General features: G+C 60.1%; 2 protein-coding genes. Both read right to left on the reverse strand.

The features are described from left to right. Nucleotides 1–257 precede the first annotated feature (257 nt). Nucleotides 258–662: a hypothetical protein gene (locus QW868_RS33470; protein WP_316232572.1), complete on the reverse strand. Its 405-nt coding sequence runs from the start codon at nt 660–662 to the stop codon at nt 258–260. Between the two features lie 90 nt (nt 663–752). Further along, nucleotides 753–1,067, reverse strand: a complete 315-nt coding sequence (locus QW868_RS33650) for a hypothetical protein (protein WP_410051348.1) — start codon at nt 1,065–1,067, stop codon at nt 753–755. Nucleotides 1,068–2,042: the final 975 nt, after the last annotated feature.

Consider the following 2,042-nt stretch of genomic DNA (forward strand, 5'->3'; position numbering starts at 1 on the left):
CTCTTCTCGGAAAAGGAGTGCGCCAACTATCTCAGAAACTCAGGATATGTTTCCGTATAAAAACAGCATGCTCTAGCTCCTACATGGCGTCCGCGCGTACGGTGCCGCCAGCGCGACCGGCCAGACTCATGGGCCCGCCGTTACAGAACAGCCGACATGAAATCGCTGTCGGTCAATGCAAGGACAGCTAGTTTTCGTGGACGTGAAAGCCCGGTGCGCGGAACGCTCCGGGCTCATCACGTGGTCGCAAGAAACGACTAATGATGCACCCGCAGGGTCCCGTCCGCGTTGTAGTCACTCTTGGGATTGTAGCCGGAATCGCGGTGCGTTCTACGATGTAGGGCAGCGTTGCTGCCGCTTGCGCCCGGAGTTCCGCTGTCAACCCGCATGGTCCCGTCTGCATTGTAGTCACTCTTCGGCCTGTAGCCGGAATCGCGATGCGTTTTTGCATGTAGGTCAGCGTTGCTGCCGCTCAGGCCCGGAGTTCCGGGATTGACCTGCATATTTCCATATTGGTCGCGATCACTTTTGCTCGCCCCGACCTGCTGAGCCGCACTGGCTTTTGCATGAGTACCTTTTGCATGATGAGTACGATGTCCGGCCAAGGCCGCAGATGTAGAGACGGCGAGAATAACAAGACCAACAGCAATGCTTCTAGCCATAGTGAACTCCTCACGTTGAAGGACCATTGATGACGGATACGCCGTCAATGTTAGCCTGCCACGGAACTTGCTGACCGTCTTTGATGCAACTCAAGGTACTAAAAGCGGGTGCGACGTCACGGTCCGCACGACTTTTGGCATCATTTCTTCGGCTTTGGCGCGGTGCCCGGCGGAGCCGATATCGCTCCGCAACATGCCTCTGACGACGGGTTTGACCGATGCCTTCACCGTACCGCTATCGACTTCGACTTGCGAAACGCCGGTTGTCATGTCGACCAGAAGCCGATCGCCGCTCAGCACGTTCTGGCAACTGGTCGACACCACCCCGCCGAGCGTGGTGATCGGAATTGGGACCGAGCTCTGCGCCGCATGGGCATCGCAGGTGACTTGCGCGAAGCCGCACATGGCAGATCGCCGATCCGAAACAGGAGCGTTCGACAGGGTCTCGATCGGGAACGCAAGCCTTGACGGTGGCCGTTCGAGCGCCTGAAAGAAATACGATTTCTGTTTATCGGAATTCTATTTTGTTTTTCAGAAAAATGTGCTTTACTGCGCGCTGTCCCGCCCCAACGAGGGGACGCTTCGCGGTCGTCACGGACGTCGGGGTGGGATGCGATGGACGCTGTGGGGTCGCAGCATGGCTTGGCCGTGCCGACGAACGATCCCCGGCGCACGGTGAAGTCGCGCGGTCCTGGCCTCCCGGTGCTAAGGTCAAGCTTGTGGGCGTTGCTGATGAGCTGCCTGCGGGTGATGGGGGCAAGACAGCCGGTCCCCAGGGAGATCGCGTATAAATCGTAAAACCATCGCGCAGGGAGGGCCGGGTGTTTCGGCCAGACCTGTGGCGACTGCCGCCTGCATTCTTTTCTGCAGGCGGGCCACGGGCGCGGCCAGCGCCCGGCCTTCCCTGCGCCCTCAGTGAGAGGAGGGCGGTGAGATGGATGCATAGCTCGGGCGCTGGGCGCCGCGAGATCGCGAAAGCTTGGGATGACGGAAGGTTTGAAGCGCGGGGCGTGGATCGCGGTCGAGGCTCTATCGAGCTTTGTGCTCGCATTGCTGGAAGGCGAGGGCGGTCGTGTTTGGGGAGTTCGGGGTTTGAGGCGCGTAGGCGCGGCAGAAGCGGTGGGCTCCCCTCCCCCTTGCGGGGAGGGGTTGGGGGTGGCGGTTTCTTGCTCCGAACGAAGTTTGTGGCGCATGCAGGCACGAGCGGGGTGTGCGCTGATAGGGATGACTAATCAGCTGTCGGTGGGGTGGCTTCCATGAAGTCCATTTCCGTGGACCCCCACCCCCGACCCCTCCCCGCAAGGGGGCTACGGGATTCCCGGTTTTATGCTTTGGGTTGCAAGTAGATAGCCTTCAAGCATTGCAGCGAGACGATCCCAG

The organism is Bradyrhizobium sp. SZCCHNR1051, assembly GCF_032489615.1.
GTDB lineage: Bacteria > Pseudomonadota > Alphaproteobacteria > Rhizobiales > Xanthobacteraceae > Bradyrhizobium.